26 protein-coding genes are annotated in these 17,190 nt (G+C 61.0%); 9 read left to right on the forward strand and 17 right to left on the reverse strand.

Features of this window, described 5'->3' with window-relative positions:
- The first annotated feature begins 216 nt into the window (after positions 1-216).
- Positions 217-1,500 (forward strand): phosphoribosylamine--glycine ligase, encoded by a 1,284-nt coding sequence (gene purD / locus BUC04_RS14020; protein ID WP_067661715.1) that lies wholly within the window; start codon positions 217-219, stop codon positions 1,498-1,500.
- A gap of 198 nt (positions 1,501-1,698) precedes the next feature.
- Here the strand turns inward: purD and BUC04_RS14025 are convergent, their stop codons facing one another.
- Both BUC04_RS14025 and BUC04_RS14030 read right to left on the reverse strand, forming a co-directional pair.
- Positions 1,699-2,043 carry a DUF3332 family protein gene (locus tag BUC04_RS14025; RefSeq protein ID WP_082766724.1) on the reverse strand — a complete coding sequence of 115 codons (345 nt, stop codon included), beginning with the start codon at positions 2,041-2,043 and terminating at the stop codon, positions 1,699-1,701.
- Between the two features lie 513 nt (positions 2,044-2,556).
- Entirely contained in the window at positions 2,557-3,003 is a 447-nt protein-coding gene (locus tag BUC04_RS14030) for a universal stress protein (protein WP_143165727.1), read from the reverse strand.
- A 150-nt stretch (positions 3,004-3,153) separates the two neighbouring features.
- On the opposite strand from BUC04_RS14030, the gene BUC04_RS14035 reads away from it, so the two are divergent.
- Positions 3,154-3,522, forward strand: a complete 369-nt coding sequence (locus tag BUC04_RS14035) for a glutaredoxin family protein (RefSeq protein ID WP_067661711.1) — start codon at positions 3,154-3,156, stop codon at positions 3,520-3,522.
- A gap of 59 nt (positions 3,523-3,581) precedes the next feature.
- Here BUC04_RS14035 and BUC04_RS14040 read toward each other — a convergent pair whose 3' ends face one another.
- The 4 genes from BUC04_RS14040 to BUC04_RS14055 all read right to left on the reverse strand — a co-directional run bounded on the left by BUC04_RS14040 (position 3,582) and on the right by BUC04_RS14055 (position 5,397).
- A complete protein-coding gene (locus BUC04_RS14040) occupies positions 3,582-3,857 on the reverse strand; it encodes a hypothetical protein (RefSeq protein ID WP_143165728.1) in 276 nt (91 codons plus the stop codon).
- Between the two features lie 81 nt (positions 3,858-3,938).
- Positions 3,939-4,619, reverse strand: a complete 681-nt coding sequence (locus BUC04_RS14045) for an HdeD family acid-resistance protein (protein WP_067661707.1) — start codon at positions 4,617-4,619, stop codon at positions 3,939-3,941.
- Positions 4,620-4,771: 152 nt separating this feature from the next.
- Positions 4,772-4,984, reverse strand: coding sequence for a hypothetical protein (locus BUC04_RS14050; protein ID WP_067661705.1), 213 nt, complete (start codon positions 4,982-4,984; stop codon positions 4,772-4,774).
- A gap of 125 nt (positions 4,985-5,109) precedes the next feature.
- Complete coding sequence (locus BUC04_RS14055) at positions 5,110-5,397, reverse strand: hypothetical protein (protein WP_143165729.1); 288 nt, start codon at positions 5,395-5,397, stop codon at positions 5,110-5,112.
- A 240-nt stretch (positions 5,398-5,637) separates the two neighbouring features.
- On the opposite strand from BUC04_RS14055, the gene BUC04_RS14060 reads away from it, so the two are divergent.
- The 3 genes from BUC04_RS14060 (at position 5,638) to BUC04_RS14070 (ending at position 6,634) form a co-directional block, all read left to right on the forward strand.
- Positions 5,638-6,018 carry a Cif family virulence factor gene (locus BUC04_RS14060; RefSeq protein WP_067661701.1) on the forward strand — a complete coding sequence of 127 codons (381 nt, stop codon included), beginning with the start codon at positions 5,638-5,640 and terminating at the stop codon, positions 6,016-6,018.
- Between the two features lie 105 nt (positions 6,019-6,123).
- Complete coding sequence (locus BUC04_RS14065) at positions 6,124-6,372, forward strand: VF530 family protein (protein ID WP_067661699.1); 249 nt, start codon at positions 6,124-6,126, stop codon at positions 6,370-6,372.
- Between the two features lie 16 nt (positions 6,373-6,388).
- Entirely contained in the window at positions 6,389-6,634 is a 246-nt protein-coding gene (locus BUC04_RS14070) for a DUF2960 domain-containing protein (RefSeq protein ID WP_067661698.1), read from the forward strand.
- On the opposite strand, the gene BUC04_RS23975 is transcribed toward BUC04_RS14070, so the two are convergent.
- The 4 genes from BUC04_RS23975 to BUC04_RS14085 all read right to left on the reverse strand — a co-directional run bounded on the left by BUC04_RS23975 (position 6,631) and on the right by BUC04_RS14085 (position 8,479).
- A complete protein-coding gene (locus BUC04_RS23975) occupies positions 6,631-6,795 on the reverse strand; it encodes a hypothetical protein (RefSeq protein ID WP_156480020.1) in 165 nt (54 codons plus the stop codon). The two genes, BUC04_RS14070 and BUC04_RS23975, sit on opposite strands and share 4 nt — an antisense overlap.
- Before the next feature lie 89 nt (positions 6,796-6,884).
- On the reverse strand, positions 6,885-7,172 hold the full coding sequence (locus tag BUC04_RS14075; RefSeq protein ID WP_067661696.1) for a hypothetical protein: 288 nt from the start codon (positions 7,170-7,172) through the stop codon (positions 6,885-6,887).
- 206 nt (positions 7,173-7,378) lie between these two features.
- Positions 7,379-8,266: a DUF1684 domain-containing protein gene (locus BUC04_RS14080; protein ID WP_159437696.1), complete on the reverse strand. Its 888-nt coding sequence runs from the start codon at positions 8,264-8,266 to the stop codon at positions 7,379-7,381.
- A gap of 39 nt (positions 8,267-8,305) precedes the next feature.
- Entirely contained in the window at positions 8,306-8,479 is a 174-nt protein-coding gene (locus tag BUC04_RS14085) for a DUF1289 domain-containing protein (protein ID WP_159437697.1), read from the reverse strand.
- A 162-nt stretch (positions 8,480-8,641) separates the two neighbouring features.
- Between BUC04_RS14085 and BUC04_RS14090 the strand changes: the two genes are divergently transcribed.
- Positions 8,642-9,163, forward strand: coding sequence for a DUF4136 domain-containing protein (locus tag BUC04_RS14090; RefSeq protein WP_082766722.1), 522 nt, complete (start codon positions 8,642-8,644; stop codon positions 9,161-9,163).
- Between the two features lie 183 nt (positions 9,164-9,346).
- On the opposite strand, the gene BUC04_RS24205 is transcribed toward BUC04_RS14090, so the two are convergent.
- From BUC04_RS24205 to BUC04_RS14100, 3 genes are all read right to left on the reverse strand, one after another.
- Positions 9,347-9,478, reverse strand: a complete 132-nt coding sequence (locus BUC04_RS24205) for a hypothetical protein (protein ID WP_268762532.1) — start codon at positions 9,476-9,478, stop codon at positions 9,347-9,349.
- A 155-nt stretch (positions 9,479-9,633) separates the two neighbouring features.
- The gene (locus BUC04_RS14095) at positions 9,634-10,098 is read right to left on the reverse strand and encodes a DUF2780 domain-containing protein (RefSeq protein ID WP_067661690.1); all 465 of its coding nucleotides are present in this window, start codon (positions 10,096-10,098) and stop codon (positions 9,634-9,636) included.
- An 80-nt stretch (positions 10,099-10,178) separates the two neighbouring features.
- Positions 10,179-12,512, reverse strand: coding sequence for a helicase-related protein (locus BUC04_RS14100; protein WP_067661688.1), 2,334 nt, complete (start codon positions 12,510-12,512; stop codon positions 10,179-10,181).
- Positions 12,513-12,636: 124 nt separating this feature from the next.
- Between BUC04_RS14100 and BUC04_RS14105 the strand changes: the two genes are divergently transcribed.
- The 3 genes from BUC04_RS14105 (at position 12,637) to BUC04_RS14115 (ending at position 13,725) form a co-directional block, all read left to right on the forward strand.
- On the forward strand, positions 12,637-12,849 hold the full coding sequence (locus tag BUC04_RS14105; protein WP_067661686.1) for a hypothetical protein: 213 nt from the start codon (positions 12,637-12,639) through the stop codon (positions 12,847-12,849).
- 89 nt (positions 12,850-12,938) lie between these two features.
- Positions 12,939-13,343 (forward strand): YccF domain-containing protein, encoded by a 405-nt coding sequence (locus BUC04_RS14110; protein WP_067661684.1) that lies wholly within the window; start codon positions 12,939-12,941, stop codon positions 13,341-13,343.
- A 43-nt stretch (positions 13,344-13,386) separates the two neighbouring features.
- Positions 13,387-13,725, forward strand: coding sequence for an SH3 domain-containing protein (locus BUC04_RS14115; protein WP_067661682.1), 339 nt, complete (start codon positions 13,387-13,389; stop codon positions 13,723-13,725).
- Between the two features lie 13 nt (positions 13,726-13,738).
- On the opposite strand, the gene BUC04_RS14120 is transcribed toward BUC04_RS14115, so the two are convergent.
- The 4 genes from BUC04_RS14120 to BUC04_RS14135 all read right to left on the reverse strand — a co-directional run bounded on the left by BUC04_RS14120 (position 13,739) and on the right by BUC04_RS14135 (position 17,184).
- On the reverse strand, positions 13,739-14,251 hold the full coding sequence (locus BUC04_RS14120) for a GNAT family N-acetyltransferase (RefSeq protein ID WP_067661679.1): 513 nt from the start codon (positions 14,249-14,251) through the stop codon (positions 13,739-13,741).
- A gap of 134 nt (positions 14,252-14,385) precedes the next feature.
- Complete coding sequence (locus BUC04_RS14125) at positions 14,386-14,862, reverse strand: phosphatase domain-containing protein (RefSeq protein ID WP_067661677.1); 477 nt, start codon at positions 14,860-14,862, stop codon at positions 14,386-14,388.
- 25 nt (positions 14,863-14,887) lie between these two features.
- On the reverse strand, positions 14,888-16,126 hold the full coding sequence (gene arsJ, locus BUC04_RS14130; protein WP_067661675.1) for an organoarsenical effux MFS transporter ArsJ: 1,239 nt from the start codon (positions 16,124-16,126) through the stop codon (positions 14,888-14,890).
- Between the two features lie 50 nt (positions 16,127-16,176).
- The gene (locus BUC04_RS14135) at positions 16,177-17,184 is read right to left on the reverse strand and encodes an ArsJ-associated glyceraldehyde-3-phosphate dehydrogenase (protein WP_067661673.1); all 1,008 of its coding nucleotides are present in this window, start codon (positions 17,182-17,184) and stop codon (positions 16,177-16,179) included.
- Positions 17,185-17,190: the final 6 nt, after the last annotated feature.

A 17,190-nucleotide genomic window follows, 5' to 3' on the forward strand; every position in this document is an offset into this window, starting at 1 on the left:
CTGAACGGGCGATTGGCGTCGTCAAAGCGAAGCTCAAACTCCTCATTTGCAACAGCAAACTGCGGGTTTTCGCTTCGCTTTATCCTAGCCACTCATCCCGTTCAGCTGCGCTCCAGTAAGTGGAGCACCGAATTTTATTGAAAGAGCGGCATGACTTAACTCACCGTTCTTCCTAGTACCTAGGGCCTAAACCCTAGCGACTGACAAGGAAAAACAATGAACATTTTGGTAATTGGCTCTGGTGGCCGTGAGCACGCCCTGGCCTGGAAAGCGGCCCAGAACCCGGCGGTAGAGACCGTCTTCGTGGCACCGGGGAACGCCGGTACCGCCACCGAGCCCAAGCTGAAGAACGTCGCCGTAGCTGGCAACGACGCCCTGGTGCAGTTTGCCAAGGACAACGCCATCAGCCTGACCATCGTCGGCCCGGAACAGCCGCTGGTGGATGGCGTGGTCGACGCCTTCGAAGCTTCCGGCCTGACCATCTTTGGCCCGTCTGCCGCTGCCGCCCAGCTGGAGGGCTCCAAGGCCTTCACCAAGGACTTCCTGGCACGCCATGACATCCCGACCGCGGCCTACCAGAACTTCACCGAGATCGAGCCGGCCCTGGCCTACCTGCAGCAGATGGGGGCCCCCATCGTGGTCAAGGCCGATGGCCTGGCCGCCGGTAAAGGCGTGATCGTGGCGATGACCCTGGAAGAGGCGGAAGCCGCCGTACGCGACATGCTGGCTGGCAACGCCTTTGGCGACGCCGGTCACCGTGTGGTGATCGAGGAGTTCCTCACCGGTGAGGAGGCCTCCTTTATCGTGATGGTGGACGGCGACAACATCCTGCCGATGGCCACCAGCCAGGACCACAAGCGCGTTGGCGACGGCGACACCGGCCCCAACACCGGTGGCATGGGTGCCTACTCCCCCGCCCCGGTGGTGACCGCCGAGATCCATGACCGCATCATGGCTGAGGTGATCCGCCCCACCGTGGACGGCATGAAGGCTGAGGGCCACCCCTACAAGGGCTTCCTCTACGCCGGTCTGATGATCGATGCCGACGGCACCCCCAAGGTGATCGAATACAACTGCCGCTTCGGTGATCCGGAAACCCAGCCGATCATGCTGCGGATGCAGTCCGACCTGGTCGAGCTGTGCCTGGCCGCCTGTGACGGCAAGCTGGACGGCAAGTCCGCCGAGTTCGACCCCCGCGCTGCGGTGGGTGTGGTGCTGGCCTCCGGCGGTTACCCCGCCAGCTACACCAAGGGCTTTGCCATCAGCGGCCTGCGCAGCGATTACGCCGAGGGCGAGAAGGTGTTCCACGCTGGTACCAGCGAGCAGGATGACGCCATCGTCAACACCGGTGGTCGCGTACTCTGCGCCACCGCCCTGGGTCACTCGGTCACCGAGGCCCAACAGCGCGCCTATCGCCTGGCGGATGAGATCAGCTGGGAGGGGATGTTCACCCGCCGTGATATCGCCTACCGCGCCATCGCCCGGGAGCAGCAGGGCTAAGCTCCGCCCCCTGGCAACCGCTGCTAACAAGGCCGCGCTCATTCGAGCGCGGCCTTTTTCATCGACGCAATTGCGACCCCCCCCCCCTCCCAAAAAAACACCGGGCGAACCTGGCGCGGTCTTGGGCTAGCCAAGCGCAGTGCCAATAACACAAAGGAGGGACTCAACGAGTCCCTCCTTTGTGTTGAACCAAGCCGATCAGTTGATCGGGGCGATCGGCGCCTCAGTCAGGCTATCGTCAAGCTGACGGTTTACCTCAATCAAGGTGTCGACCTCGGTATCGAACACGTGGCCGCTGCCGTTGATCGGGTTCTCGCCGGTCCAGAACTCGACGGAGTTAAACACCACGTAGTCAGCACCGATGCAAACGGCGTAGGCGGGTGACATCAGCATATTCAAACCACCACGGGCGTAGCGGTTGTCCACGGCTTTGAGGTTGGCTTCCATCAGCTTGCCGGTGACGGCGTTACTGCCGACACAGCCGGACAGGGCAAGGGGCAAAGCGATCACCGCAAAGGCGGTACGAAATTTAGAACGGATCATCTTAGGACTCATCAATAAAGCACTCACGAGTGAGCAACAAAAACGTCTTCGTCCAATCCTTGGTTTGAAGGCCGGCTAATCTAGGCTTTTTTCCAGCCAACGCAACGTCGAAGCTTCAAGGTTTTGCGCTTTTTCTGCTGCAGATCACACTTCCCCGGTTCACACTGGCCAGCCAACGCAAGCGAGCAACAACGAAAAGGTTCGCCCAATCCTGAGCGTGAAAACGCGCTAATGTATCCGCTTAACTTGGGATCGCAAGCACGAGCGAAGACCAGCTGTTGGCTTTCTGAACTCCTTCACAGTGTCAAAACCGACGACTTCGTTGTCGCATTCTGGCCTATACCGACAAGTGCAAAGATGCCTGCCAAAAGAAGCGGCTCAGCCAATCATCAGCGAAGGCAACCATCAGCGAAGGCAACAGATCATGAGCTAGTGCCGGCCAGGCTATCAGGCCCTCGATGCAAAAAGGCCGCGCTCAATAGAGCGCGGCCCTGTTGATGCCCGACGGGACCCTCAGTCAAACAACGGCACGATCATCATGTCGCAGTTGCACTTGCCCATCAGCCGGGCTGCCCCGGAGCTGAGGTTGTGCCAGAACGAGTGGTGATGACCGCAAACCACCAGGTCATAGCCCTTCTCCTCCACCAGGGTGGAGACCTCGTCGGAGATGCTGCCAAACTTCACCAGCCGTTCCTTCAGCGGGTAGTCGATATTCTCCAGTGAATGATCGAAATGCTCCAGCACCTCTTTGTTCATCTGGGTCAGCAATCCGTGATAGTCGTACCAGAACACCGGCTGGAACTTGGGGTGGGGCTCGGACAGATCCGCCAGCTCATCGCCCACGTGCACCACGCTCAACTCGGCCTCAAAGGCCTTGGCCAAACGCACCGCACGCTGCAATACCAGTTGGCTGCTCAGGTCCACATCGATGGCAACCAGAATGTGTTTATAGGTGTCCATAATCTCCTCCTGTTGCGCCAATCAATCGGGATCCTCTCCTTAAAGCGTAGTCCAACTCACCCTCGGAAATGACCAAGCAAAATGGTTGGTTAAAGCCCACAAAGGTGGTAACCTTCGCGCAAATTCAGGCTAATTGTGAGCTGCGTCACCATGGTGGTAATCCGCTGGATCCTGGGTCGACTGATCCTGCTGTTCGATTTTCTGTTTGCCCCCAAGCGGGCCAAGCGTGCCCCCGAGGCACAAGCCAAACTGGACGCCGCCATGAGCGATTACCGGCTGTACCAGTACGCCGCCTGCCCGTTCTGCGTCAAGGTTCGCCGCAGTCTGCGTCGCCATAACCTCAATATTGAGCTGCGGGATGCCAAACAGGAGCCTCATCGCTCCGAACTGGAGCAGGGTGGTGGACGGTTGATGGTGCCTTGCCTGCGGATTGAGAAGGCGGGCGAAGTGACCTGGATGTACGAATCCTCAGACATCATCGCCTATCTGGAACAGACCCACCTGAGCCAGGCGGCCTAACGCTTTTCGGGGCTGGAAACCCACTCCTCGGGCTTCCGGCCCCTCCCCCTTTCTTAGCGCTATTCGTAGCGCTCCCACTCCAAGTCCGGCTCTTCGCTTTGCCACTGCAGCCGATCCTTGCCATCGGTGCGGTTTTGCCAGCTTTGTTCCGGTTGGGCGGCCGGAGGATTGAAATGCACCCGCCTTGGCTGTGGGCTGATCTCATTGGCCAACTCCTGCTGTAGGATGCAGCGCTCCAGCTCCACCCGACTGAGTTCGTCCCCGCACTGGGTGGCCCACGCCGCCAGTGGCAGGCTGCACACCAGGCCCAACGCCATACGCCATGCTGTCTTCATCGACTCTCCCCTACTGCTACTGTTGCCACTCAACCTTTGATTCTCACTGTTCCCCACACCGGCCCCTGGAGTGAACCGAGGCTAACGCGGCTCAGACGGCGGCGTCGGCTCATCCGGTGGCTGTGACGACGGATGCTCCAATGGCTCCCCTGCCCCTCCAGTCGCGGGGCGGTCCTCCCCCTGTACCGTTTTGGCCTGGGCAAAGCGAGCCTCTTCTACCGCCTCGGCCATCTGCTCCCCCGCGGCCTTGAATACCTTAGCGGCGGTGTAGAAGGTCAGCCCCACCAGCATCAGCTTGACCCCGATCAAGATACCAATGACGTAGCGGCTCGACGCTGGCCACTGCCACAGGATGATGGCCGCCAGACACAGGGTGATCACCCCATTGAGGGTGGCCAAGCCACGGTTACCCTGGTGCTGTCGCCCCAGCACCAGGGTGGTGATCCCATCCACCAGGAAGTAAAGGCCCAACAGCAGCGCCGCCAGTGCCAGGCCCGCACCGGGATTGAGCCAAAGATAGATCCCCGCCAGCAGCGTCAAAAGACCCAGTGCCAGACGAAAGCCAAAGGAGGGGGTCGCGCGCAGGTGGATGGCCACCGCCAGCTGGGAGATCCCCGCCACGGCCAGGGCCAGGGCCATCAGCCACTCCAGCGCCAATCCGGTCACCAATGGCATGGCAATGGAGAGCAGGCCCAGTACCACCATTACGATGCCGGCCCGTTTACCAAAGCGAATACGCTGGCCAAAGTAGCTCGATTCCATCACAGCCTCCCGTCATCTCATCCCCTAAATGTAGGGCAAAATCCGCAGTGAAGATGTCAAACCTGTTGTAAAGAAAGCGAGTTTTAGCATTGGCTGAGGAGCGGATACAACAACGCCGGGGCAAGCCCCGGCGCGTTGGCCATGCCGGGGGCTCAGCCCCAGTGTGCCAGTTGTTGGTCGATCTCTTGTTGCAGCGATAGCTCGTAGCCTTCGCTGCTGTCGGACAGGGTCAGTTGCCAGCTCGGTGCCGGTTGAGAGGGGAACGCAGCCATCGACGCCAGGCTGGGGCGGGTCATCGCCGGGCGCACGCCTTTGCCTACGGATTTGTTCTGTGCCCACTGGGGAGTACGTTCTTGAACTTCCATTCCTCTCTCCTTTCAAACCCTAAAAAGTGAAACCAAGACATCAATGCCTACCTATTTTGGACCATAAAAAAAGAGTTGCATTACGGCCCAATGAACCATTTATGGCACCATTTCGCTTGCGTATGTTACTGCGGGTGACCGGTTAGGGTTTCGCGCCCGATCAGGCGCAGCAAGTAGTCCGCATCCTCGTCTTTCAGGGTGAGCGCCCAAAGCGGTTCTGCCTCTCCCTCACACACCAGTTCTGTCAGTCCTGGCGAGGCGGGCTGGGTGGCCAGGCTGGTAAAGGGGGCACTCAGCTCCTGATCGATCAGGTCAATAAACAGGAAGCCACTGGGGTCGAGTTGAAAGCGACCGTGGCGTTGATCGGCCAAGGTCAGGCGTCGATCCAGGATTGTCATAGTGGATGCTTCCATAACAGGCTCTCTTAGTAAGCTAGGTGCTCCAACCAATCTACGGCGTTCTAATCCACCCAAGATTGATCTGCCTCAAGCAGTCTGCCCTGTGATCGCTCCCGAAGGGGGCGCTGGAGTGAAAGGAGGCATCAAGCGGCTGCCTTTATCGGCGGAAAATGCGCTGGCTTTTTGCCCCCAGCCCCCCCTTGCCGATGGGATTCTGTGCCATTCTTTGTCAACGGAATTGCCGGAGGCCAGCGGATGAATAACCAGGAACGACTGATCGAAGTCCTTCAAGCCAGCCATGCATGGATCGACCACTTCAATTTCGGCGATGCGGATTACTGCGTTCAGCGCTACAACGACGATGCCCTGCTGGTGGCCAAACCGGTGGGAGAGTTCCACGGCCAGGTGGACATCGACGCCTTCTGGCGCCCCTTTATGGCCAGTGGTGCTACCGATCTGGTCTACACCAACATCTGGCTCAAAGAGGTGGATGCCGACACCGTGGTGCTGGGGGCGGACTTCTCTATGAATGTGGCCCGCGGGGTGATTACCCACGAGGAGTGGGTTCATACCGACAATGGCGTTTGGAAGCTAAAACGGGATGAGTTTGAGATCCTGGAGCGGTTCGATCCCTAAGCGGTACGCCACACCCGGCCGGTGCGCAATGGCCTGTCGCGCACCGGGCTTTGACCTGAACCGGCGGAGCGCGCACAATGCGCCCTTTTGCAACCGAGTACGGCCATGACTCAGTCCCAACCCAATAATCCCCTGCACGGGATCACGCTCAAAGCGATGGTGGAATCGTTGCAGCAAACCTACGGCTGGGACAACCTGGCGCTGATGATCCCGATCCGCTGTTTTCAACGCGATCCCAGCATCAAATCCAGCCTGACCTTTCTGCGCCGCACTCCCTGGGCCCGCGCCAAGGTAGAAACGCTTTACCTGGAAACACTGCAGCAACCGCGCCAATGGCCCTTCACCCCCCTATGACCTACGGAGTACTCCCTTGTCCCTGAAACTCAAGTACAGCTACAAAGGCGAAGAGAAGATCATCGGCTACGCCAACGACAAACACCACAGCATGTTTGAGGCGGCGGCCATTGCCGAGGGCCTGGATATCAAGGGCTACCAGATGATGGAGCAGCAGGTGCAGATGAGCACCCGCGATAAGCAGGCGCACCGGGACTTTCGCGATAACTACTTCCGCGACCTGGGGTTTGACGATATCCAGGTGATCCGCGACGAGGGCTAAGCCGGACGGCTCTGGGCCCCGCGCCGTTTACGCGGCTTGCGCTTGCGAGCGTGGTTGGCGATGGGCACAACCTCCTTGTGTTTGCGCTTGCGGGGGATCAATAGAAAGCCCACCACCACGGCGGCCAGCACAAACAGAATCACGATGGTTACCAACTGCATAGCGTCACTCCTTGTGGTTTATGCCCGACCCAGTGTGCCATCGTGAACCGCTGCCAACCCTGCGTGGGATCACATCAAGGGCCCCTCGCTCAGAGATCCCGCATCAGGTCTTCCAGATCGTCGCTGACGTCGTGGATCAGTGCCTTCAACGCCAGGGCATCCTTGTCCCGCAACATCAGCTGCCAGCCCTCGTAACGACTGCAGCTCAGGCGGGTACCCACTCCCTCTCCGACAAAGCTTAGTTGAGCGAACTCCCCCACATACAGCTTTCCAGAGGGACTGAGATCCACCTCCAACACACCGGCGGGATCCACCACAAAGACCCCTTCCGGCCGACCCGGCTCCAACAGCTGGAATGTCATGGTTTGAATGATCATGGTGCCTCCCACACAACCTTATCCACCTCGTACAGCAAGTGTGGTTCAGACCCGGGAGGGAGGCGGCTGGTAGCCGGACAATTCACTCAAGTTTCATGATCCGGATCAAGTCCAGAGCGCTCTGTTCCTTTGGCCGAGGAGCGCTCAGAAACACGCCCAAGTAAGCGCGCCAAAGAGTGCACCGCAAAGGCGACTCCACGCAGCGCCTAGTAGTCCGCGGGCAGTTGCTCGCCGGCCTCCACCGCCACGGTCAGGGCCGGGTCTTTCAGCACCGGGCAGTTCCAGAAAGTAGAGCGAGCGCAGTAGAAGTTGATGGTGTAGTTGAAGTCGATGGCAAAGGATTGTGCCACCCCATCGGGCAGCTCAAGGACCAACTCCCGGCCGCCGCCGTAGGTGGTGTCGCCGTTGCTGGCGTCCTTAAAGAACAGCAGCAGCGAGCGATACGGCGCTTTGCCACTGCTGTGGTAGGCGGAGAGCGTCACCGCCTGGCCCTGCCAATCGAACGCCACCTTGCCGACTCGATAGAAGCGGTTCTTCAGCCCCTGGATGGTCTGAAACATGACTGGTTCCGGCGTCTGGGCAACAAACTGGGCCATCACCCGGGCATCGGGGTTGTAGTCGAAGAACTCAAAACCCTCAAACTCCGCCACCTTGGGGTGATGGCGGTCGCGGACAAAGGCCCGTAGCCCCTGGTCATACAAGGTACCAACGGTGACAAACAGGTTGTCATTCAGTGCCAAGGTCTCCCCGGCTGACAGTGTCCGCTGCTGGTCGCCCCACTCGACGCTGGCATCCTGACCATTGTGGTGGAGCGTCAGTGGCATCGATGCCTGCTTGTGCCAGCGGATCTGCGCCGCCGGTGTGCTGGGGTCAAGCCCTACCTGCTGCTGTGGCCGCAGGTACACCGCATCTCGAATATTGAGAAAGGAGCGCTGCGGATCTTTGACCTGCGCCTCCTGCTCAGCCCGCCATTGGCCCCATGACTCCGCCTGGGCCTGCTGCTCCGGGCTCATGGCCTGGCTGCAGCCCCAAAACAAAGCGACACTGCCAAGCACCAAAGTACCCAGGACGGTTCTGGCAACTCTGGGACGCATACTGCGCCCCGCTCTTCCCTGATTGCCCATCGGCTTGGCTTACTCCTTCTGCTGTGCGGCTCGCCGCTGGGGCAGCTGTTCCATTACCGCCCGTCGTTGATTGTCGTCCCAGTCGCGCCACTGGCGGATCTCATCCACGTCCCGCAGGCAACCACGGCAGCGTTCCTGTTCATCCAGTTGGCACCAGCCAACACAAGGTGAGAGCGTACTCACGAATCCCCTCCATCTGCTTCGCCTCCACCTTGCCAAAATCACCCACAGAAATAAACGCTCTGGGGAACGGGTCCGTATCAGGGAGTGTGTGGGCTAACGGACTGGCATCCGGTCGCCAACTCTGCTTAGCTAGGGCCCATCGTTACCCAATAAGGACTCCCTATGTCGCGAAAACTCTTAGGGTTATTGCTGATACTTGGGCTCGCCGGCTGCGCCGCGCCCAGCTCCAACGTCGACTACAACACCGAGATCGACTTCGCTGCCATCAACCAGTACCAACTGGCTGAGGCCGAAGCGGAGCAGGACCCGCTGATGGCAGAGCGGATCGCTCCGGCGATCCAGGCCAACCTGGACGGTCGTGGCTGGCGCCAGGGTGAACAGGGCGTTCGGGTGTTTTACCGCAGTCGGGTGGAAACCCGGGAGAAGGAGTCCAACGTCAGTGTTGGCGTGGGCGGCGGCACCTATGGCCGCCGGGGCAGCGTCAGTGGCAGCGTCGCGGTACCGCTGGGGCCCACCGAAGAGCAGGTGATGATCCTGCAGATTGACCTGGTGCAGGACGGCGCACTGATCTGGCGGGCCACCGACGACATGACCCTGCCCGAGCGGGAGCGGGCCGAACGCCGCACCGAGCGGGTACAGAACCTGGTGGCAAAGATGCTGGGCCAGTTCCCGCCTAAACCCTGATTAGCCCTTAGCTGGCCCAGAATTACGCCTGAGCTGGCCCTGAATCGACTCTGTTCAGGCGCTGATCCGGCTTGAATACACCAAAGGCGCAGCGACTCACGTCACTGCGCCTTTCTCTTGTTCCTGACTGCTTGAAGAGCCCGGGCTAGATGGCTTCAGCTGCGGCGTCGGAGCGCCATCATTTTAGCGGTTGCCCACTCCCGCCAACATCTCCTGCACCTCGGCCATAACCTGCGCCAATTCGCCGTAGAGCCAGTTGGCCAACGCCAATGCGGTGGCAACCAGCAGGGTTAACCCACAGTGGTCGATCTCCATAGCCCTATTCCTTCGTTCAGTGATGGCGCCCAATCTAGGTCGAGGTCATGACAGAAATAGGACAAGCGCCATACCAACCGGCCCCTTCCACTGAAGTGTTAGCAAGATCGCAAACGGCCCTCAGGCGGCAGCACGCAATCAGCAGCTAACTCGTGTCAGGGCGTCCATAGCGAGGTGAGCTTACCCACCAGATCGGTACCACCCTGGCCTTTGAGGTACTCCAGAATGACGGGGGAGAACTGGGCGATCATATCCGGGCTTAATCCCAGGGACTCAAACGCCGAGGCCACGTTGGCCAGCTGGCCCAGATCAGCACCACCGAGCATGCTACCCACATCCCCCAGCGCCGAGGTGCCCATATCGCCGGTGAAGTTGGAGAGATCGACTCCGCTGGCCAGATCGGTAGCCTCGGGGATGTAGCTGGTCAGCGAGCTCCAATCACTGTCACCCAGTGAGTCCTGAGCCATGCTGAGCATCGCCCCGGCACCGCCACTGGCCTGGGCCTCGGTGACACCCAATTGCGACACCAGGCTATCCACCAGCCCTTCAGCCATCACCGAGCCGGAGAACAGTGCCAGCCAAACCAGCCCTAAGAATTTCGTGTAGATCCTCGCCTTCATCATCGCCTTCCTCGCTGCGTGTGTTCATCGATAAGTGACGAATCAAGTGTAGGCTAGGGCCAAACAAGCGTATCGACCCGCTAGCGCACATCCACCACACGGCTGGCGCGGCGGTATTGGATACGCCAGCCACTCCAACTGGGGAGTTCCCAGCGCTTTGGGTCCGCCTTGCGCTGGCCCGAGTCGTACACCAGGGTGACGCGTTTGGCCTTGGGGTGGTACTCCACCTTCAGCTTGAGCTCCGCCAGCACCAGGTTGGAGGGGAACTGGGCATCAAATTCGGCCCGCTCCCACTCGGGGACGCCCTCAAAGGCCAGGTCGGCCGGTTCAATCAGCTCCAGATCCTCGGCGCTCTCCACCCCCAAGTCTTCCAGTTTGGCCTTGAGCCAGGATTCCGCCTCAGGCGCTTCCCCCTGGGCGCGCCCCAGCCCCAGGTAGAGCCGCCAGGCCCAGAGATCCGCCTGCAGTTGCTGGCCCGCTGGCGCCAGGCGCTTGCCTTTGAGGATGTCGCTGACCAGCGCCTCCACTGCCTGCGCCCCCTCCGGCGCCGCCTCTCGGCTACCGATAAGCCGGCCGGCGTAGTGACGCTCCAACACCACTTCGTCGCCACCGGCGTCGGCTTTGCGGTTGGGGTTGATACTCTCCTCACCCAGCTCGGCCGCCACCAGCTCTTTGAGCGTCAGTGGCATCATGCAGGTGGCCAGGTTCAGAGTCTGACGTACACCCCGGCCGGGCAGGCTGTGCTGATCCAGCACCAGGGCCGCCTCGGCCTCCTCGGCAAATCGGCTCTCACGGCCCGGTTGCACCTCCACCGCGCCATTGCCCAGTGCCTCGCGCCGCTTCTGCCGGCGGACAAAGGCCAGCTCTGGGATGGCACTGAGTATGGCTTGGCGCCACTGGACGTAGGGCAGATGGGAGCTGGCCGCCAACTCAGGTAAGCCCAGGGCAGCACGGATCTGGCTGGCCATCTGTCTGGCCTCGCGGCGCAGCGCCGGATCGATACCCAGCTCCTCCGGCGGGGTCTGGCGGACGATGCTGACCAAGGTAAGGCCATCGCAGGCCTGGGGTACCCATTGGTTCAATGCCTTGAGGCCCGATTCAGACTGCGGCAGCTTCCACAGCCGTTGGCCAATGGAGAGCGCCGCTGCCAGATCCACCATCGCCTCCTGGCAGGGCTTGTCCGGCATGGCGGTAATGAGGTGAGCAAACTGGGTATCGATAGGCAATGGAAACAGCCGGCGACCGTGCTCGGTGATGTTGCCCTGCTCATCGATGGCCATCATCTGGCTCAGCTTCTCCGCCGCCAGCCCCAAAGACTTGGCTGGCAGAAGATCAACAAAGTCCAGTTGATCCAGCCGGGTGCCGGCACTGGCGGCCGCCAGCATCGGCTCCACCAGCTCCTCGCGTTGCAGCTCTGGCGGTGTCAGCGCCTCCAGCGGAGCAAACTCACCCCACAGCCGCAGACATTGCCCCGGGGCTACCCGCCCGGCCCGGCCCTGACGCTGCGCCGCCGATGCCTTGGAGATCCGCGACAGCCCCAACACGGTACGGCCATTGCGCTGGTGAGTTCGGCGCTCCAGGCCACTGTCTACCACCAGGGTGACACCGGGGATGGTCAGCGAGGTTTCCGCCACGTTAGTGGCCAGGATCACGCGCGGCTTGGGCCCTGTACTCAGCGCCTTGCGTTGAACCGCCTTAGGCACCGAGGCGTGCAGTGGGATCACCTCTGCACGCTCACTCAGAGCGGCTTCCAATACTTGCTGGGCCTGGGTGATCTCCTTACGGCCGGGCAGAAACACCAGCACGTCTCCCTGGGTCTGCTCCAACGCCTGAGGGATCACCGCTTTAAGTCGCTGAGCCAGGTCGCGATCCGAGGGCAGATCTCGGCTGTCCCGGGCCTGGTAGTTCAGGGCCACAGGGTAACGCCGACCCTCGGCGTGCAACCGCTCCCCCTCCAGGTACTGGGCCAGCCGCTCACCGTCAACGGTGGCAGAGGTCAGCACCAGCCGGTGTTGCTGATGGCGCTTAAGCAGGGCCAACAGCAAGTCGGTATCCCAGCGCCGTTCGTGGAACTCATCGATGATCACCGTCTGGTACTGGGCCAGCTTATCCTCGGCAAACCAGCGCAGAGCGATGCCCGGCGTTACGAAGGCCACCTGGGTCTGCTCGGTCACCGTGGAATCAAAGCGGATGGCGTAGCCGACGTTGGGGTGGCTTTGCGACAGGTAATCCGCCAGCGCGGTACTGGCGATCCGTCGCGGCTCCACCACCAGCACCCGCCCCTGCTCGGCCGCCCACAGTGGCAGTCGGGTGGATTTACCAGAGCCGGTTTCCGCCTCCACCACCAGATGGTGGTCGGCAAGGCGACGCAGAAACTCCGGCTTTAGCGGGTCGATGGGGAGAGAGTGACTCATGACAGACTCAAATACAGGGCGATGGCAGCGATCTTACTGCAACCCCGCCGTGGGGCAAGATCCGGGCTAAAGCGTTCGAACCCCATGCCGATACAAGGACATCGCCCGAGCAATGGAACGACGTATGCTCCAGACAGTACACAATGCGGTGCACACCGTGGTGCCCCGCGCTATCTGCCCCATCTGCCCAAACAGCAGCAAAGACGCCATGCCGGACCAGGCCAAGGCCATCATCAAGGCCGCCAGCCCGATCAAGACCGCGGCCGCCTTCGCCGGTGCCGCCGCCTCGTCCGCTGCCAACCTGTACCTGGGGAAACGCCTGCTGGCCGTAGTTTAAGCCAACCAAGACATTTGGTTACGCTTTGGGGCTGGTTCCTCACCTGCCTTCGTCATACCCTGTCAGTGAATCAATAGAATGGGTATGACATGGATCTGTTTCGTTTTATCGGCAACGTACTTTGGCTTATCTGCGGCGGCTTTATCATGGCCCTGGCCTGGGCCCTGGTGGGCGTCGTTATGGTGCTGACCATCATCGGCATCCCCTTTGCCCGCAGCTGCTTTGTCATCGCACAGTTAAGCCTGTGGCCCTTCGGTAAGGATATCGCCAGCCGCCGTGTGGTTAACCGCCAGGAAGACATCGGCACCGGCGCCTTCGGCACCCTCGGCAACGTCATCTGGTTCCTGTTTGCCGGCCTGTGGCTGGCACTGGGCCACCTGTTTCATGCGGTGGCGCTGATCATCACCATCATCGGTATTCCCTTTGCCATCCAGCATGTCAAACTGGCGATGTTGACCGTGGCGCCTATCGGCCAAACCGTCGTTCAGGACTAACCCCAACCCCCGTATTATTTACCGCTGACACAAGGACGTGACCATGCAGTTTCTGGTGATTAACCCCCACTCCAGCCAGTACCCCAACCCCATTCAGTTCAACGCCGGTGAGCAGGTCTCCTTAGGCGTAGAAGACACCGAGTTTCCCGGTTGGGTGCGCACCACCACCGGGGACGGCAACCAGGGCTGGGCACCGAAGAGCTACTTTCGAGTTGAGAATGGCGAAGCGATAGCGCTGTGTGATTACAGTGCCCGCGAGCTAGACACCCAGGTGGGCGAGCACTTGACCCTGAAGCAATCACTGCTGGGTTGGGGCTGGGTCGAGAACGCTCAAGGAGAGCGTGGTTGGGTTCCGCTGAACACGCTAAAGATGGCAGGCTAAGGCCTGCCCGGCCCTAGCCTGTCACTTCGTCCCTGAGCCGGCCCATCTTCACCACGTCGGTCAGCTTACCGGCGCGAAAGGCCCCTTGGCGGGCAACCCCCTCCTGGACAAAGCCAAACCTGCGGTACAGCGCCAGTGCCGCCTCGTTGTCGGGGTACACCTCAAGCTCCAGCCGGGACAGGTTAAGCCAGTTGTCCGCCAGCTCAATGGCCGCAGCCATCAGCGCTGTGCCCACCCCCTGGCCCTGCCAATCGTCATGGACGAACATGCCCAGCTGACCGATGTGGCGTCGACGGGGCGACTGCAGCGCCTCCATCCCCAGGTTACCAATCACCTTCCCTTCACTGTTTTCCGCCACCAGCACATGGACGTGATCCGGCCACTGCTCGCAGTTCTTGCGCCATTTGGCCACGCTGGGCCAGGGCAGCTGCATGGTGTTGCTGTAGGCGCTCTCCCCTGAGGCGATCTCGGCAAAGGCCTCGGCATCGGAGGGTTCGGCGCGGCGGATATGGAAGAATTCAGGCATGGGCAGCTCCTGCGGTTGCGAAATGACTAACTCCATAACTAACAAAGCAAAAGACAAATAAAAACCGCCCGAAGGCAAAATGCCTTGGGCGGTCGTAAACCTGAGTCGGCGGCAGCCTATCCCACCGGTTTTGCTCAGCCTTTCAGGTACTCTAGCTGGACCTCGGCAGCGAGGGCACCGGGGCGGGCATCACGAATGGCCGCCAGGGTGTTGTCCCAGTCCGCTCCGCAGGCCAAAACCAGCTTGGCAGCTACCAGACCGGTGCGACCGGTACCACCGCGGCAATGCACCGAGACACGCTCACCGGCGTCCAGCTTGGCCTTGAGCTGGGGCAGTGCTTCCGGCCAGCGGGCGTCGAACGCCTCCGCCGGCAGGGACTTATCCTGTACCGGCAGGTGGAACCAGCTCAGCCCGGCGGCCGCTACCTGCTGGCCCAATTCGGTAATGCCAAACTGAGCCAACTCATCCTCGGTCAGGGTGGTCACTACGGCGGTGACACCAGCCGCCTTCAGCGCCGCGATGTCCTCCGCCAACGGGGTTTCCAGGCCAGGGGCCGGGTGCAAAGCCAGTTTGAAGCCGTCGGCTTCGATCAGGGCAGGGGTAAAGCTCATTTCGTTATCCTATCTCAGTGTTGAGTCAGTGTTGTGCTACCGCCGCACCGTGGCGCGGCAGCCAGAGAGAGATCAGTGTGGTCAGGGCCAGGAACAATACCGAGATCCACAAACAGGCCGCCAGGCCCGCCAGCTGAAACACCAGGCCTGAAAGCACCGTGCCCACCAGTCGGCCCATGGCATTGGCCATGTAGTAGAAGCCCACATCCAGCGACACGCCGTCTTCCCCCGCGTAATGCACGATCAGGAAGGAGTGCAGGCTGGAGTTCACCGCGAAGGCGGCACCGAACACCATCAGGCCCACCACGATGGTGAACTGGGGATGCCAGTCCCACTGCACCCCGAGCGCTACCAGCACGGTAATCACCGTGAGGATCGCCGCCCACACCAGTGCTGAGCCGCCATCCGGCACCTTGCCGCCGGCCTTGCCACTGCCCGTGATCTTAGGTGCAATGCCCTGCACCAGGCCGTAACCTATCACCCACAGAGCCAGGAAACCGCCCACCGCGGAGTGGTTCCAGCCGAACACCGTGCCCAGGTAGATGGGCAGGGCGATCACAAACCAGACGTCACGGGCGCCAAACAGGAACAGCCGCGCCGCCGAGAGGATGTTGATGCTGGGGCTTTTGGAGAAGATCTCCGAGAACTTGGGCTTGTTCTTGGCCTTGCCCAGATCCTTCCCCAACCAGGCCAGGCTCAGCGCCAATACCAGCACCAACACGCTGGCCATGACGATCATCGCCCCCTGGAAGCCCAGCACCATCAGCAGCAGGCCACCGAGGAAGAAGCCCACCCCTTTGAGGGCGTTCTTGGAGCCGGTCAGGATCGCCACCCACTTGTACAGCGCCCCGGCCTGGCCCGCAGGCACCAGCATCTTGATCGAGCTCTTGGCGCTCATCTTGTTGAGGTCTTTGGCGATGCCGGACATCGCCTGGGCCAGCATCACGTAGGGCACCGACAGCATCTGTGACGGCACCGCCAGCATCCCCAGGGCCAGTACCTGCAACGCCAGTCCCAGGTTCATGGTGCGATTCAGCCCCAGGCGGGCGCCCAGGTAGCCCCCCACCAAGTTGGTGATCACCCCGAAGATCTCGTAGAACAGGAACAGCGAGGCGATCTCCAGCGGCGAGTAGCCCAATTGGTGAAAGTGCAGCACCACCAGCATCCGCAGGGCGCCGTCGGTGAGGGTGAAGTTCCAGTAGTTGAAGGTGATCAGCAGGTATTGCTTCATCTGCCGATCCAGCCCTTGCAGCTTGGCGATCATGGTTCTCTTCCGATCAAAAACCGGGGGGCTCTCTGCCCCCCGTTACGGCCTTACAGCCCCTGCTCTACCACGAACTTAGCCAGTTCCATGGTGCGGTTTACGTAGCCCCATTCGTTGTCGTACCACAGGTACATCTTCACCTGGGTGTCGTTCACCACCATGGTGGAGGGGGCGTCGACAATGGAGCTGCGCGGATCGGTACGGTAATCGATGGAGACCAGCGGACGCTGCTCGAAGCCCAGCACGCCCTTGAGCTCGCCTTCGGCGGCTTGCTTCAGCAGGGCATTGACCTCTTCTACCGAGGTGGCACGCTCCACCTCGAACACACAGTCGGTCAGCGAAGCGTTGCACAGCGGTACCCGCACCGCATGGCCATTGAGGCGCCCCTTGAGCTCCGGGAAGATCACCGTAATGGCGGTGGCGGAGCCGGTGGTGGTGGGGATCAGGCTCTCCCCGCAGGAACGGGCGCGGCGCAGATCCTTGTGAGGGGCATCAAGGATGGTCTGGGTGTTGGTGATGCTATGGATGGTGGTCATCGAGCCGTGCTTGATGCCCAGCTTCTCGTGGATAACCTTCACTGCCGGTGCCAGGCAATTGGTGGTACAGGAGGCGGCGGTGACGATGTCGTGCTCCTCCTTGTTGTACCAGTGGTGGTTCACCCCGTAGACGGCATCCAGTACCCCCTCCTGCTTGACCGGCGCGGTGACGACCACCTTCTTCACGCCCTGGTCCAGGTAGGCCTGCAGCTTCTCTTTGGTTTTGAACTTGCCTGAAGCCTCGATCACGATGTCGCAGTCAGACCAGTCGGTCTGCTCCAGCGCCTTGTTGCTGGTAACAGCAATGATGTTGCCGTCGATCACCAGGTTGTCGCCTTCGGTGGATACCGGGCGGTCCCAGCGACCGTGGACGGAATCAAATTCCAGCAGGTGGGCGTTGGTGAGGGTGTTGCCCGCCGGGTCATTGATGCGAACAAACTCAAACTCCGGCCAGCCCCAGGCGGCACGCAGGGCCAGGCGGCCCATGCGACCGAAGCCATTGATCCCAACTTTTACTTTCATCGTCGT

This window comes from Ferrimonas marina (assembly GCF_900129905.1).
GTDB lineage: Bacteria > Pseudomonadota > Gammaproteobacteria > Enterobacterales > Shewanellaceae > Ferrimonas > Ferrimonas marina.

Bases quoted from the DNA above. Each gene is read 5' to 3' on its own strand.
- BUC04_RS14095 (WP_067661690.1), bottom strand. From the start codon at position 10,098: ATGAAGGCGAGGATCTACACGAAATTCTTAGGGCTGGTTTGGCTGGCA.
- BUC04_RS14025 (WP_082766724.1), bottom strand. From the start codon at position 2,043: ATGATCCGTTCTAAATTTCGTACCGCCTTTGCGGTGATCGCTTTGCCC.
- BUC04_RS14055 (WP_143165729.1), bottom strand. From the start codon at position 5,397: ATGGAAGCATCCACTATGACAATCCTGGATCGACGCCTGACCTTGGCC.
- BUC04_RS14105 (WP_067661686.1), top strand. From the start codon at position 12,637: ATGCTCCAGACAGTACACAATGCGGTGCACACCGTGGTGCCCCGCGCT.
- purD (WP_067661715.1), top strand. From the start codon at position 217: ATGAACATTTTGGTAATTGGCTCTGGTGGCCGTGAGCACGCCCTGGCC.
- BUC04_RS14100 (WP_067661688.1), bottom strand. From the start codon at position 12,512: ATGAGTCACTCTCTCCCCATCGACCCGCTAAAGCCGGAGTTTCTGCGT.
- BUC04_RS23975 (WP_156480020.1), bottom strand. From the start codon at position 6,795: ATGCAGTTGGTAACCATCGTGATTCTGTTTGTGCTGGCCGCCGTGGTG.
- BUC04_RS14030 (WP_143165727.1), bottom strand. From the start codon at position 3,003: ATGGACACCTATAAACACATTCTGGTTGCCATCGATGTGGACCTGAGC.
- BUC04_RS24205 (WP_268762532.1), bottom strand. From the start codon at position 9,478: ATGGAGATCGACCACTGTGGGTTAACCCTGCTGGTTGCCACCGCATTG.
- BUC04_RS14075 (WP_067661696.1), bottom strand. From the start codon at position 7,172: ATGATCATTCAAACCATGACATTCCAGCTGTTGGAGCCGGGTCGGCCG.
- BUC04_RS14115 (WP_067661682.1), top strand. From the start codon at position 13,387: ATGCAGTTTCTGGTGATTAACCCCCACTCCAGCCAGTACCCCAACCCC.
- BUC04_RS14110 (WP_067661684.1), top strand. From the start codon at position 12,939: ATGGATCTGTTTCGTTTTATCGGCAACGTACTTTGGCTTATCTGCGGC.
- arsJ (WP_067661675.1), bottom strand. From the start codon at position 16,126: ATGATCGCCAAGCTGCAAGGGCTGGATCGGCAGATGAAGCAATACCTG.
- BUC04_RS14080 (WP_159437696.1), bottom strand. From the start codon at position 8,266: ATGCGTCCCAGAGTTGCCAGAACCGTCCTGGGTACTTTGGTGCTTGGC.
- BUC04_RS14090 (WP_082766722.1), top strand. From the start codon at position 8,642: ATGTCGCGAAAACTCTTAGGGTTATTGCTGATACTTGGGCTCGCCGGC.
- BUC04_RS14120 (WP_067661679.1), bottom strand. From the start codon at position 14,251: ATGCCTGAATTCTTCCATATCCGCCGCGCCGAACCCTCCGATGCCGAG.
- BUC04_RS14045 (WP_067661707.1), bottom strand. From the start codon at position 4,619: ATGGAATCGAGCTACTTTGGCCAGCGTATTCGCTTTGGTAAACGGGCC.
- BUC04_RS14065 (WP_067661699.1), top strand. From the start codon at position 6,124: ATGACTCAGTCCCAACCCAATAATCCCCTGCACGGGATCACGCTCAAA.
- BUC04_RS14035 (WP_067661711.1), top strand. From the start codon at position 3,154: ATGGTGGTAATCCGCTGGATCCTGGGTCGACTGATCCTGCTGTTCGAT.
- BUC04_RS14135 (WP_067661673.1), bottom strand. From the start codon at position 17,184: ATGAAAGTAAAAGTTGGGATCAATGGCTTCGGTCGCATGGGCCGCCTG.
- BUC04_RS14050 (WP_067661705.1), bottom strand. From the start codon at position 4,984: ATGGAAGTTCAAGAACGTACTCCCCAGTGGGCACAGAACAAATCCGTA.
- BUC04_RS14040 (WP_143165728.1), bottom strand. From the start codon at position 3,857: ATGAAGACAGCATGGCGTATGGCGTTGGGCCTGGTGTGCAGCCTGCCA.
- BUC04_RS14125 (WP_067661677.1), bottom strand. From the start codon at position 14,862: ATGAGCTTTACCCCTGCCCTGATCGAAGCCGACGGCTTCAAACTGGCT.
- BUC04_RS14060 (WP_067661701.1), top strand. From the start codon at position 5,638: ATGAATAACCAGGAACGACTGATCGAAGTCCTTCAAGCCAGCCATGCA.